This is a genomic window from Pseudomonas sp. CFSAN084952 (genome assembly GCF_009648855.1).
In the GTDB taxonomy this organism is placed as follows: Bacteria; Pseudomonadota; Gammaproteobacteria; order Pseudomonadales; family Pseudomonadaceae; genus Aquipseudomonas; species Aquipseudomonas paracarnis.
The window spans coordinates 2,666,638-2,679,582 of record NZ_CP045767.1 but is presented as its reverse complement, the minus strand read 5'-3'; the positions used below and the strand labels follow the sequence as shown (position 1 = coordinate 2,679,582).

Genomic DNA, 12,945 nt, shown 5'->3' with positions numbered 1-12,945 from the left:
ATGGCGGCCTGACAGTTGACGCTTCTATACCTGAAGCACCGCGATCCCACTGTGGGAGCGGGCTTGCTCGCGAAGGCGGCCTGGCAGTCAACACAGTTGGATTGTGGACATATCCATAGCAGATCAAGAGCGGCTCGCTTCGCATCGTGGTTACCGTTGAGCGCTACGGAATTGTGTCGATACCTATGGTCATCGCAGGCAAGCCACCCACATCTGGATCGTGGGGGTGTCAGGTAGATAGGCTTCGGCTAGCAGGCCGCCATCGCAGGCAAGTCAGCTCCCACATTTGGATCTAGTGGTGTCAGATAAATATGCGTCGGCTGGCAGGCCGTCACGGGAGCAAGCTCCCTCGCCACAGGTCCCGCGTCGCCCCAAAGTTGTAGATAACTACGGCTATGGGGCGACGTGATCGATCAAACGCCTTTGGTCGACGGCAACAGTACCGTGAGGATGCCCACCAGCGGCAGGAACGAGCACAGCTTGTACACGTATTCGATGCCGTGATGGTCAGCGAGCATCCCGAGCAGCGCCGCGCCGATCCCGCTGAAGCCGAACATCAGGCCGAAGAATATCCCGGCGATCATGCCCACATTGCCCGGCACCAGTTCCTGGGCAAACACCACGATGGCCGAGAACGCCGAGGCGATGATAAAGCCGATGACCACGCTGAGTACGGCGGTCCAGAACAGGTCGACGTAGGGCAGGGCCAGGGTGAACGGTGCGGCGCCGAGGATCGAGAACCAGATGACTTTCTTGCGGCCGATCTTGTCGCCGATCGGGCCACCGGCAAAGGTGCCCACGGCCACTGCGCCGAGAAACAGGAACAGGTACATCTGCGAGCTGGCTACCGACAGCTGGAATTTTTCGATCAGGTAGAACGTGAAGTAACTGGTCAGGCTGGTCATGTACCAGTATTTGGAAAACACCAGCACAGCCAATACCACCAGGGCGAAGGTCACGCGGCCTTTGGACAAACCGTGGGTGGCCTGGCTGCCTTGCTTGAGCTTGAACAGGTTGAGGTGGTGGCGGTACCAGCGGCTCAAGCCGTACAGCACCAGGATGGCGAACACCGCAAACAGGCCGAACCAGGCAATGTGGCTTTGGCCGTAGGGAATGATGATCGCCGCCGCCAGCAACGGGCCGAAAGCGCTGCCGGTGTTGCCGCCGACCTGGAAGGTCGATTGCGCCAGGCCGTAGCGCCCACCGGAAGCCAGGCGTGCGACGCGGGAGGTTTCCGGGTGGAAGGTCGATGAGCCCACACCTACCAGCGCTGCCGCGAGCAATATCGCTGGGAAGTTGCCGACAAAGGCCAGCATCAAGATGCCGATCAAGGTGCACACCATGCCCGCCGGCAATAGCCAGGGTTTGGGGTGGCGGTCGGTGTGGTAGCCGATCCACGGTTGCAGCAGGGAGGCGGTCAACTGGAAGGTCAGGGTGATCAGGCCGACCTGGGTAAAGCTCAGGCCGTAGTTGGCCTTGAGCATCGGGTAGATCGACGGCAGTACCGCCTGGATCAAGTCATTGATCAGGTGCGCCAGGGCACAGGCGCCCAGGACGCGCATGACTAAGGGGCTTACTTGCGAGCTGGTCGAAGGTGCGGCGGGTGACGCTGTGACTGTGGACATGCGGGCATTCCGTACAAGGCAACTGACAGGCGTGGAGGCGGGCGGCGGTGATGTGAACCGCCACTCCATCTGGACTCGGCGTTTATGCTAGATTCGGCGCCAATGCCTGTCTCGCGCAATTCGGGCAGAAACCATCGCAAAAAGGGCGAAATGATCAAATCACTGGATAAATTTCTGCGAGAAATCGATGAGGGCGATTGGGCCGTCATCAGCTCGGCCACTGATTACCCCGAAAACTGGGTGATCCCCGAACACAGCCACAACAAGCACCAACTGCTGTACGCCATTGGCGGTGTGATGGTGGTGTACTCGGCCCTGAGGCAATGGACGGTGCCGCCCAATCGTGGCTTCTGGATGCCTTGCGGTCAAGTTCACTCACTGCGCTGCGTAGGTACGCTGAAGATGCGCAGCGTGTTCGTGCGCCCGGACAGCTTCCCCAACTTGCCGGCCGAGCCCAAGACGGTGACGGTTTCGCCGCTGCTGAGTGAACTGATCAAGGCCTCGGTGAGCTTGAAACCGCCGTATGCCGAGGATTCACGCGACGCGCGGATCATGCACCTGATTCTTGACGAACTGGCCATTCTCCCGGCCTTGCCGCTGTCGCTGCCCCAGCCTGCCGACCCGCGCCTGAGCCCGATCTGCCTGGCGTTGCAGGATGAACCGAGTGATGCCTCCACCGTCGCCGACTGGAGTGCGCGGTTGGGATTGGACCAGACCACCATCCAGCGCCTGTTCCGTAAGGAAACCGGCATGACCTTCGGCCAATGGCGCCAGCAGGCGCGGTTGCTGCTGGCGCTGGAGCGCATTGCGGTGGGGGAGAAGATCATCGATGTGGCGTTTGAGTTGGGCTACGAAAGCCCCAGCGCTTTTACCAGCATGTTCAAGAAACAGTTTGGCAAAACGCCGAGTCATTTTTTCAAGTAGCGTCGCTCGCCACGCGCGCGTGAGCAGGGCGCCGGGATGCCAGGTAAGCCAGCAGTGTGGCGACTACCAGCAAGGCGGCGCTCAACTCGAAGGTGGCCTGATAACCGCTCAAGTCGAATGCCACACCACCGACGGTGGCACCGGCGGCAATCGCCAACTGGATGATGGCGACCATCAACCCCCCGCCGGCCTCAGCGTCGTCGGGCACGGTGCGCGCCAGCCATGTCCACCAGCCAACCGGTGCAGCTGTCGCTACCAGGCCCCAGCAGCCCAACAGCAGAGTGGTGACAATCGCTGAACCGCCGAACCCCACCAGCGCAAGGGCAATGCCGGCCATGATCAACGGAATGGCAATCAGCGTCGGGTACAAATGACGCTTGAGCAAATGCTCAATCAACACCGTACCCGCCAGACCGGCCAGGCCGAGCACCAGCAGCATCAGCGACAGGGTGGACACCTCGACCCGGGTCACGCCTTCCAGGAACGGCCGCAGGTAAGTGAACAGCATGAACTGGCCCATGAAGAACAGGCTGACGGCGCACATGCCCACGGCGACCTTGGAGTTTTTCAGCAGGCGCAGTGCATTGCCGGTGTTCGCTGCGCCGCTGTGCTTGAGCGCAGGCAAGCTCAGCCACAGCCAGGCCAGCGCAATCACGGCCACCGGCACCACGCAAAAAAATGCGCCGCGCCAGCCAATCAGGCCGCCAAGAAAGCTGCCCAGCGGCGCCGCGATCACCGTCGCCAGGGCGTTGCCACCGTTGACGATGGCCAAGGCCCGTGGCACTTGGGCGGGCTCGACCAGGCGCATTGCCGTGGCCGCCGACAGCGACCAGAAACCGCCAATCGCCACCCCAATCAATGCGCGCCCGAACATGAACACCGCGTAATTCGGTGCGAACGCCACCACGCTGCCAGAGACGATCATCAGCAGGGTCAGGGCCATCAGCAGGCGCTTGCGATCCATCCTCGCGGCAACCGCCGCGATCACCAGGCTGGTGAGCAAGGCAAACACCCCGGACACGGAAATGCCCTGGCCGGCCTGGCCTTCAGTGATGTGCAAGTCAGCGGCCAGCGGTGTGAGCAGGCTGACCGGCATGAACTCGGAGGCGACCAAGGCAAACGCCGCGAGCGACATCGCCAGCACCGCGCCCCAGCGTTGCGGTTGAGGGATAACGGAACTCACTGCAAGTGGCTCTGGAAGAAGGTGGTGAGCGTGTCAAACGGGATCAGTTCGACGCGGTCGTACAGGTCTACATGGCCGGCGTTGGGGATGACCAGCAATTGCTTGGGCTCGGCGGCGCGTTGGTAGGCGTCTTCACTGAACTCACGGGAGTGCGCGTCGGCCCCGGTAATCAGCAGCAGTGGGCGCGGCGAGATCGTCTCGATATCGTTGAAGGGGTAGAAGTTCATGAACTTGACGTTGCTGGTCAGCGTCGGGCGGGTGGTGGTCTGCGATGAGGCGCCTGCCGGGGTGACTTCGCCGCGCGGGGTGCGGTAGAAGTCGTAGAACTCGTCGCCGACCGGGTCGCCGGTAAGGCTGTGCGGCGTGCCACCGGTGTAGAGGGTCTCGCCGCCCTGGAACTCTACATAGCGCTGGTTGGCGGCCTGGCGCAGGATCTGCTGGCGCTGTTGCAAGGTCATGCCGTGCTTGAGGCCATTGCGGTTGGCCGCGCCCATGTCGTACATGCTGACGGTGGCGATTGCCTTGAGACGCGGATCGATCTTCGCAGCACTGATCACAAAACTGCCGCTGCCACAAATGCCGATGGCACCGATGCGTTCCCGGTCGACCTGTGGGCGAGTGCCGAGAAAGTCCACGGCGGCGCTGAAGTCTTCCACGTAGAGGTCGGGCAACACCGCGTTGCGCGGCGTACCGGCGCTTTGGCCCCAGAACGACAGGTCCAGGGACAGGGTCACGAAACCCTGTTCAGCCATTTTGGTGGCGTAGAGGTTGGCGCTTTGCTCTTTGACGGCGCCCATCGGGTGGCCGACGACCAGGGCTGCGTGCTTTGAGCCTGGGGCCAGGTGTTTGGGCACGAACAGCGTGCCTGCCACCTGCATGCCGTATTGATTGTTGAAGGTGACAGGTTCGGCCGTCACTGTGTCGCTGCTGTAAAAGTTATCCGCACCGTTAGACATATCGGCTCCAAATGAAGAAAGAGAAGTCACCAGCAAACCCAGGGCGAGCAAGAGGCGTTTCATAGGGATGTTCCTTGTGAAGTGTCCGCACATTTTCCGGGTGACGGCAGGGCTTCTGTAGTGCATTTGAGTGGATTACTTGCCTGATCCTCTGAGTTTCAGCGCCAGATGACGACGCCCGTGACTTGCGCGGGTAAAGTGCAATGAAGCATTGAAAGGGTCTGTTATGACGTCCACTCCCACCCCCCTGAACGCGCTGATCCAGTCGATTGGTTCGCGCACCCCGTCGCCCGGCGACTACGCGATGCCGATCCCCGGCCTGGGCTTTTATCGGCGTGAGCAACCCGCTGCGCCGGTGGTGTGCATGGTTGAGCCGTGCATCGTGCTGGTGGCCCAGGGCGAGAAGCAGTTGTGGGTCGGTGGCGAGGGCTACCCCTACGACACGTCCCGGTTCCTGGTGACGTCGCTGGACATCCCGGCCAATTCCGAGGTGCTGGCGGCCAGCCCCGAGCAGCCGTGCCTAGGGCTGACGTTCAAGCTGGACCTGCGCATGCTCGCGGAGCTGATCGCCCAGGGTGGCTTGCCGCCGGTGCGTGAGCGCGCAGTCATGAAGGGCGTGGGGATCGGCACGGTCACCGACGGCATGCTGGCCGCATTCGCGCGCCTGGTGGCGTTGCTGGACGAACCCGAGGCTATCCCGGTACTCGCGCCATTGATCCAGCGCGAGATTCATTACCGGCTATTGAAAAGCGACCAGGCCGGCCGACTGCGCCAGATCTGCTCGGTGGACGGGCAGGGCTATCGAATTGCCAAGGCGATCGACTGGCTGAAGTTGAATTTCGACGGGGCCCTGCGTGTGGAAGAGCTGGCAGCGCGGGTGCAAATGAGCGCGGCGACCTTTCACCATCACTTCCGGCAACTGACCGCGATGAGCCCGCTGCAATACCAGAAATGGCTGCGTCTGAATGAAGCACGACGATTGATGTTGAACGAGCACCAGGATGTCTCCAGTGCCGCGTTCAAAGTCGGGTATGAGAGCCCGTCGCAATTCAGCCGTGAGTACAGCCGGCTGTTCGGGGTGCCGCCCAAGCGTGATATGGCAGCACTGCGGGGCCGGGCGGGTGTCAGTGATCCGCCGGGGTCAGATTAGCGTAGAAGATGCAGCCGATAAGCCGTGCGAACAGGCTCAGGGTTTCCGGCAGGTTCGGGTCGTCGAACAGCATGGCCCGTGAGTCCAGCGCACACAGCGCCCCGAACAGGCGGCCATCGGGCAGAAAGATCGGCGCACCGGCGTAGCTTTCGATGGCGTATTGCTTGACCACCGGGCGTGACGCGAAACGGCCGTTCTGGCTGATCTGGGGGACGAACAGGGTGTGTGGGTTGATGCAGAACTCACTGCACAGGGTGGTTTCCAGGTCGAGTACGTCGTCGACGTTGATGCCCATTTGTAGCGGGTCGTAGGCCGAACACACCACCCATTCCTGGTCGGTGAACTTGGCGATGCCGGCGAATCTCATCCCGGTCAGACGAGTGACCAGCTTGAGGATATTGGTGGTTGCTTCAATTTCGGCAATGGCGGCGCGCTCGTCTGCGCTGAGTAACCTGTGTGCGGCGGTGACGCTTGAAACCATGCTGAACGCTCCAATGGCGTGGTCGCAGGCCGCGACCACGCACAGTCAGGTTATTAGTTGATGCGCGGGTGTTGCTGTACCAGGTTTTCCCGCTTGGTTTGCAGCGCGGCAATCTCGGCATCGATGTCTTCGATTTTCTGCTCGATATTGTCGTGATGCTCCTGCAGCAGCTCCTTGGCTTCTTCCATGTCGGAAGCCGCCGGGGCCGCGCCACGCAGGGGCTTGTTGGCGGTTTCCTTCATGGTCAGGCCCGTGATCAGGCCAACCACCGCAAACACCATCAGGTAATAGGCGGGCATGTACAGGTCGTTGGTGCTCTCCACCAGCCAGGCCACGGCGGTCGGCGTAACACCGGCGATCAGTACCGAGACGTTGAAGGCGCTAGCCAGGGCGCTGTAGCGCAGGTGGGTGGGGAACATTGCCGGCAAGGTCGACGCCATCACACCGATAAAGAAGTTCAGCACCACCGCCAGAATCAACAGACCGCCGAAAATCAGGCCGGTCTTGCCGCTGGTGATCAGCATGAAGGCCGGAATCGACAGGAACAGCAGGCCGATGCTGCCGGCGATGATGAACGGCTTGCGGCCGATCTTGTCGCTGACAAAACCAATGAACGGCTGCACGAACAACATGCCAACCATGATCGCAATGATGATCAGCACGCCGCTGTTTTCGGCATAGTGCAGGTTGTGGGACAGGTAGCTCGGCATGTAGGTGAGCAGCATGTAGTAGGTCACGTTGGTGGCCGCGACGATACCAATGCAGGTCAGCAGGCTGCGCCAGTGCTTGGTGGCGATTTCCTTGAACGAGACTTTGGGGCCGTGGCTCAGGCCTTCGCGGTCACCCTGTTCGAGTTTGTCGACATGCTGTTGAAACGCCGGGGTCTCTTCCAGCGCGTGGCGCAGGTACAGGCCGATGATGCCCAGGGGCAGGGCGAGGAAGAACGGCAAGCGCCAGCCCCAGGCCTCGAATTCTGCTTCACCGAGCACGGTGGAGATCAACACCACCACACCCGCGCCGAGCACGAAACCGGCGATGGAGCCGAAGTCCAGCCAACTGCCAAGGAAGCCGCGCTTGCGGTCCGGGGCGTATTCAGCCACGAAAATCGACGCGCCGGTGTACTCACCGCCCACCGAGAAACCCTGGGCCATTTTGCACAGCAGCAACAGGATCGGCGCCCAGATGCCAATGGAGGCATAGCCGGGGATCAAGCCGATGGCGAACGTGCTCAGAGACATGATCACGATGGTGGCGGCCAGGACTTTTTGCCGCCCGTACTTATCGCCCAGTGCGCCGAAGAACAGGCCGCCCAACGGGCGAATCAGGAAAGGTACTGAGAAGGTGGCCAGCGCTGCGATCATCTGCACGCTGGGGGAAGCGTCAGGGAAGAACACCTTGCCCAGCACATAGGCGACAAAGCCATAGACGCCAAAGTCGAACCATTCCATGGCATTGCCAAGTGCGGCGGCGGTGATCGCCTTGCGCATCTTGTTGTCGTCGACAATGGTGATGTCTTTCAATCCGATGGGTTTGACGCGTTTTTTACGTAGTTTCATGCGGGCCACTCAAAAGCTGAACAGGGGAGGTGCCATCGCTACGATGGCACCGCTCTGTCAGTTCAGATACAAGTGGACACGAAATAATTCACCGCTTTGTGTATTTTTTCTCACGGGAGTAAAAATGCCGGGTTCTGGAGGCCGAAGCATGGCTATTGGCAAAACAGATCAAATGTGGGAGCTGGCTTGCCTGCGAAAACGGTGGTTCAGTCATAGATTCAGTGACTGACACACCGCCTTCGCGGGCAAGCCCGCTCCCACAGGGGATCTGTGCCAGGCAGGTTTTGTGGGTAGTACATGACCCATGTGGGAGCTGGCTTGCCTGCGAAAGCGGTGGTTCAGTCAAAGATTCAGTGACTGACACACCGCCTTCGCGAGCAAGCCCGCTCCCACAGGGGATCTGTGCCAGGCGCAAGTTTTGTGGGTAGTACATGACCCATGTGGGAGCTGGCTTGCCTGCGAAAGCGGTGGTTCAGTCGAAGATTCAGTGACTGGCACTCCGCTTTCGCGGGCAAGCCCGCACAGGGGATCTGGGCCAGGCGCAGATTTTGTGGGTAGTACATGACCCATGTGGGAGCTGGCTTGCCTGCGAAAGCGGTGGTTCAGTCAAAGATTCAGTGACTGACACACCGCCTTCGCGAGCAAGCCCGCTCCCACAGGGGATCTGTGCCAGGCGCAGGTTTCGTGGGTAGTACATGACCCATGTGGGAGCTGGCTTGCCTGCGAAAGCGGTGGTTCAGTCGAAGATTCAGTGACTGGCACTCCGCTTTCGCGGGCAAGCCCGCACAGGGGATCTGGGCCAGGCGCAGATTTTGTGGGTAGTACATGACCCATGTGGGAGCTGGCTTGCCTGCGAAAGCGGTGGTTCAGTCAAAGATTCAGTGACTGACACACCGCCTTCGCGAGCAAGCCCGCTCCCACAGGGGATTTGTGCCAGGCGCATAACCGATGTGGGAGTTGTCGAGCCCCGGCGAGGCTGCGAAGGCGGCGGTACTGTTGGCAGTTGTGTTGCCTGAACTGTCGCCATCGCGGCCTCGCTAAAGCTCGAGCGCTCCCACAGGGGAATTGTCATTGTTAGTCAGGCAAAGCAGGGAAGTCATTTAAATGCCAAGCAGTCATTCACGCCTTACCTACCGCCAACCACGGGCCGCAGACGTTCAGCCATTGTTCGCGATCTTCGGCGATCCACAGACCAACTTGTTCAATCCTGCCGGCCCGCTGCCCAACCTAAATGCGGCACAACGGCTATTGGATCACTGGATTCAACAGTGGGCGTCCCACGGTTACGGCTGGTGGTCAATTGCCTGCAAAGAGAGCCCCGAGCACATCATCGGGTTTGGCGGCATTGCGCCACTTAACTACCTGACGCAGCAGCGCATCAACCTTGGCTATCGCCTGGCCGTCGAGGCCTGGGGGCAGGGGTATGCCACTGAACTGGGGCGGGATGCCCTGGCGCTGGCGTTTGACACGCTATCTCTACCGGAAGTCTTCGGGTTAGTGCGACCCGATCATGCTGCGTCGATCCGCGTATTGGAGAAGCTCGGCATGCAACGTTTTGGCCTGCTGGATGATGTACCCGGCCAAGCGCCCAGCCTGGTGCTCAGGGTTTGTCATCCTACAACTGCACAAGCCTGACATTTTCCTATTCCGCGTAAATCCTCGATAAGCGGCAATCTTTGCGATTGACACTGCGTGGGCGTCTCGCTATAAAACTCGCAGTTGTACGACGACATATGACGTTACATATGTCCTACCTAACAAAAATAAAAAGTGATGCCATGAATCTGAACGAGCCCATCAGTGCCCTTCGTGTCGGCCAGGCGGTCGGCAGCTATCGCTGGACGATCTGCGCGATGTTGTTTTTCGCGACCACGGTCAATTACCTCGACCGCCAGGTGCTGAGCCTGTTGGCACCGCAACTGTCAACGCAGTTCGGCTGGAGCAACACCGATTACGCCAACATCGCGGCGGTGTTCCAGTTTGTCTACGCCATTTCCATGCTGTTTGCCGGGCGCTTCGTCGACAGGATCGGCACCAAGGCCGCCTATGTGGTAGCCATTGGTATCTGGTCCACCGGCGCGATCATGCATGCGTTTGCGGTGCCGATGGGCGAGGGTATCGCAGCCGTCAGTGGTGCCATTGGCCTGGCGGTGATCCCGGTGTCCATTGCCGGTTTCATGCTCTCAAGGGCTGTGTTGGCGATTGGCGAAGCGGGTAACTTCCCGATCGCGATCAAGGCCACTGCCGAATATTTCCCCAAGAAAGAACGCTCCCTGGCCACCGGTATCTTCAATTCCGGCGCCAACGTCGGCGCGATCCTGGCGCCGATCTGTGTCCCTCTGATTGCCGGCCTGTGGGGTTGGGAGGCGGCGTTTATGGTCATCGGCATGCTGGGTTTTGTCTGGGTAGCCGTGTGGGCCGCCGTTTACGAAAAACCGGAACAGCAAAAACGCCTGTCACCTGAGGAACTGGCCTACATCCGTAGCGACCAGACCGTACAACCGTTTACCCCGGCACCGACGGGCACCGCAGGGAAGAAAGTCTCCTGGTTCAAATTGTTGACCTACCGCCAGACCTGGGCGTTTGCCTTCGGCAAGTTCATGACTGACGGCGTGTGGTGGTTTTTCCTGTTCTGGCTGCCCACCTACCTGTCTGCCCAATACGGCATGAAAGGCGCCGATATCGTGATGCCGCTGGCGGTGCTGTACAGCATGACCATGGTCGGCAGTATTGGCGGCGGCTGGTTCCCCAGCTACTTCATGGCGCGCGGCGATGCCCCCTATGACGGGCGCATGAAAGCGATGCTGGTGATTGCGCTGTTCCCGCTCGTGGTGTTGCTGGCGCAGCCGTTGGGTTACCTCAGCTTCTGGGTGCCGGTGTTGCTGATCGGTGTGGGCGCTTCGGCACACCAGGCGTGGTCATGCAACATTTTCACCACCGTGTCCGACATGTTCCCGCAGAAAACCGTGGCCTCGGTGGTCGGCATTGGCGGCATGGCCGGTGGCCTGGGCGGCGTGCTCATGACCAAGATCGGCGGCTGGGTGTTCGACTATTACAAGTCCATCAACGACATCCATACCGGCTACATGATCATGTTTGCCATCTGCGCCCTGGCTTATCTGGTGGCCTGGAGCGTGATGAAGACGCTGGTGCCGCGCCACAAGGAAATCACTGATCTGTGACGCTAGCTAGAAAGGTCATCAAGGCAGCGACGATGACCTCGGGCGCGTCCTCTTGCACCAGATGCCCCGCACGCGGGACGCGTAGGTAGCGTGCACCTAATCTACCTGCGAGCGCGTCGCCCTGTGCCACGTTGATCCATTGGTCTTCTTCGCCCCAGAGCAGTTGCACCGGGCAACGCAGCTCGGCGAGCCGCTCTTCAATCTGGTCGGTATAGCGCTGGTCCATCTGTGCAATCTGGCGATAGAAGGCGGGCTGGCCTACCTCGCCTGTCCAGGGCGTGACATAGGCGTGCAGCACCTCGGCAGGCAGCGGCGTGAAGGCGGCGCCCTGTAGATAGGCACGCACAATCGCCTCATGGATATAGGCCGGCGCGTCGCTGAAGGCCTGTTCATGGCGGCGCACATGCTGCACCAGCGGCGAACCCCAGGGCGCCATGGCGACGGGGTCGATCAAGGTCAGGCTGGCATAGTCGCAGCCATCAAGCAGATGCGTGCGCAGGGCCGTGGCGCCGCCAAAATCATGGGCGAGCACATGGGGGCGTTCCAGGCCCCAATGGTGTAGCAGGGCGTCGAGCAACAGGTTTTGCACGCCCAGAGACACGTCCTGGCCCGGCGCCTGTTCAGACTGGCCATAGCCAAGCAGGTCGTAATAGAACACGCGGTACTGCTGGGTAAACAAGGGCGCGATACGCCGCCACACATGGGAAGAGAACGGCGTGCCATGCACCATCACCAGCGCCGGCCCCTGGGTACCCAGCTGGCCCCAGCGCACAGTTTGATTGCGAAAGTCAAAGGTGTGGGGCAGTGCCAGTGCGTCGTTTGAATGGGTCATGGTTGAATCTCCCCGAAGGTCTGATGGGTTGTGGCGGGTTTTGCCTGCGCCAGGAGGGTACGAACCGCCATGACCACACCGACGAGCACGGCAGCCAGGCCCACGGCTTCCATTGGCGTCGGCCAGCGCCGGTGAAAGCCTAGACCGAGCAGGCTGGCGAAGAGTGATTCCAGGGCAATCAATTGGCCACTCAGTACCATGGGCAGGCGCCGCGTTGCCGCGTTCCAGGCCCAGGCGCCGACCACCGTGGACATCACCGCGATGCCCAGGCTCCAGGCATACAGCGGCCATGCCTGGTTCCAGCCCGCGCCAAGGGTCGGCAACCGGAACAAGCCCAGCGTGTATAGCCACGGCAGCAGGCACAGCGCCGCGCCGCCTGCGCCTACCAGCATCAAGGCGGTCCACAGGTCGGTTGCGCGGGCAGGCAGGCGTGCCAGTTGCTGTTGATTGATGACGCTGAACCCCAGCCACACGGCCACTGCGCCCAAGGAGAAACACAACCCCGCCAGCCAGGAACCGGTGCCGGAGGCGGGCAGGTGGAGGCTGCTGACTGTCGCCAGCAACAGCCCCACAGTGAGGCAGGACAACGGCATCACCAACTGGCGCCATTGCAGGGTCTTGTGACTGGCGTTGCCTATCAACGCCAGTAGCACCGGGACCATGCCGACAAACGCTGGCGTCAGCACCGGGCCGCCGAACATCACACCGCCAGCAATGCACACGCCATAACCGAGGCAACCCAGTGCGCCCAGTGCTGCCGCCAGTACGCACTGGCCGGTGCTGAGTACACTCAATTGCGCCCTGCACACCATCATCCCGGCGATGCCCAGCCCACCGGCCATCAGGAACCGCACGGCCATCAAGTCGTAGAGGCTGTAGACGCCGGTGACGTAGGGCGCAATGAAGTTCAGCGCCCAGCCCAGGGTGGCGACAACGGCCAATATCACACCGGTAAAGAGTGAGGCGCGGGCGGTGGTCATCAGGCTGCTCCATGAAGTGAGGGATTCATGGTGCCCAGCGCTGCGGCTGTGCTACAAACGAGTTTTCAGCCTTGGA

At 61.0% G+C, this 12,945-nt stretch carries 11 protein-coding genes; 4 read left to right on the top strand and 7 right to left on the bottom strand.

Translation table 11 applies throughout. From position 1 onward, the window contains the following. Positions 1–413 precede the first annotated feature (413 nt). Positions 414–1,625: an MFS transporter gene (locus GH769_RS11975; RefSeq protein ID WP_032872382.1), complete on the bottom strand. Its 1,212-nt coding sequence runs from the start codon at positions 1,623–1,625 to the stop codon at positions 414–416. Positions 1,626–1,727: 102 nt separating this feature from the next. On the opposite strand from GH769_RS11975, the gene GH769_RS11970 reads away from it, so the two are divergent. Then, positions 1,728–2,549 carry a helix-turn-helix domain-containing protein gene (locus tag GH769_RS11970; RefSeq protein ID WP_014718649.1) on the top strand — a complete coding sequence of 274 codons (822 nt, stop codon included), beginning with the start codon at positions 1,728–1,730 and terminating at the stop codon, positions 2,547–2,549. On the opposite strand, the gene GH769_RS11965 is transcribed toward GH769_RS11970, so the two are convergent. Both GH769_RS11965 and GH769_RS11960 read right to left on the bottom strand, forming a co-directional pair. After that, a complete protein-coding gene (locus tag GH769_RS11965; protein ID WP_032902932.1) occupies positions 2,542–3,732 on the bottom strand; it encodes an MFS transporter in 1,191 nt (396 codons plus the stop codon). The genes GH769_RS11970 and GH769_RS11965 overlap by 8 nt on opposite strands. Next, a complete protein-coding gene (locus GH769_RS11960) occupies positions 3,729–4,751 on the bottom strand; it encodes an alpha/beta hydrolase (RefSeq protein WP_019817171.1) in 1,023 nt (340 codons plus the stop codon). The genes GH769_RS11965 and GH769_RS11960 overlap by 4 nt, the downstream gene beginning before the upstream one ends. 163 nt (positions 4,752–4,914) lie before the next feature. Between GH769_RS11960 and GH769_RS11955 the strand changes: the two genes are divergently transcribed. Further along, a complete protein-coding gene (locus GH769_RS11955; protein ID WP_020302595.1) occupies positions 4,915–5,838 on the top strand; it encodes an AraC family transcriptional regulator in 924 nt (307 codons plus the stop codon). On the opposite strand, the gene GH769_RS11950 is transcribed toward GH769_RS11955, so the two are convergent. Then, positions 5,813–6,319 (bottom strand): GAF domain-containing protein, encoded by a 507-nt coding sequence (locus GH769_RS11950; protein WP_014718645.1) that lies wholly within the window; start codon positions 6,317–6,319, stop codon positions 5,813–5,815. The genes GH769_RS11955 and GH769_RS11950 overlap by 26 nt on opposite strands. A gap of 53 nt (positions 6,320–6,372) precedes the next feature. After that, a complete protein-coding gene (gene proP, locus GH769_RS11945; RefSeq protein ID WP_014718644.1) occupies positions 6,373–7,875 on the bottom strand; it encodes a glycine betaine/L-proline transporter ProP in 1,503 nt (500 codons plus the stop codon). A gap of 1,104 nt (positions 7,876–8,979) precedes the next feature. Between proP and GH769_RS11940 the strand changes: the two genes are divergently transcribed. Together GH769_RS11940 and GH769_RS11935 are read left to right on the top strand one after the other, a co-directional pair. After that, positions 8,980–9,510, top strand: a complete 531-nt coding sequence (locus GH769_RS11940; RefSeq protein WP_032902933.1) for a GNAT family N-acetyltransferase — start codon at positions 8,980–8,982, stop codon at positions 9,508–9,510. 143 nt (positions 9,511–9,653) lie between these two features. Continuing rightward, entirely contained in the window at positions 9,654–11,057 is a 1,404-nt protein-coding gene (locus tag GH769_RS11935) for an MFS transporter (RefSeq protein ID WP_019817168.1), read from the top strand. On the opposite strand, the gene GH769_RS11930 is transcribed toward GH769_RS11935, so the two are convergent. Both GH769_RS11930 and GH769_RS11925 read right to left on the bottom strand, forming a co-directional pair. Beyond that, positions 11,044–11,889, bottom strand: coding sequence for an alpha/beta fold hydrolase (locus tag GH769_RS11930; protein WP_032902934.1), 846 nt, complete (start codon positions 11,887–11,889; stop codon positions 11,044–11,046). The two genes, GH769_RS11935 and GH769_RS11930, sit on opposite strands and share 14 nt — an antisense overlap. Then, positions 11,886–12,869: a DMT family transporter gene (locus GH769_RS11925; protein ID WP_032902935.1), complete on the bottom strand. Its 984-nt coding sequence runs from the start codon at positions 12,867–12,869 to the stop codon at positions 11,886–11,888. The genes GH769_RS11930 and GH769_RS11925 overlap by 4 nt, the downstream gene beginning before the upstream one ends. Positions 12,870–12,945 lie beyond the last annotated feature (76 nt).